The following is a 205-nucleotide window of genomic DNA, read 5'->3' on the forward strand; positions in this document are numbered from 1 at the left end:
CGCCATTGGCTGCTTGCGGCCTCCGGGGTCTCCTGGGCGAAAGCTGTTCCGATGAAGGCGGAAACAACCCGCCTGCCGCTCTTGCCTGCATGGGCCAGCACATTGCGGGCGAAGTGGACCCGGCATCGCTGCCAGCTAGCGCACAGGACCTTGGAGACGGCAGCCTTGATGCCCTCGTGGGCATCGGAGATGACCAACTTAACGC

At 64.4% G+C, this 205-nt stretch carries 1 protein-coding gene; it reads right to left on the minus strand.

The features are described 5' to 3' along the window. Positions 1–205, minus strand: a 205-nt coding sequence (locus ACCD05_RS32175; protein ID WP_413397749.1) for a transposase, incomplete at both ends; no start/stop codon positions are given.

It is taken from the genome of Rhizobium sp. Rhizsp42, from assembly GCF_047304155.1.
GTDB lineage: Bacteria > Pseudomonadota > Alphaproteobacteria > Rhizobiales > Rhizobiaceae > Rhizobium.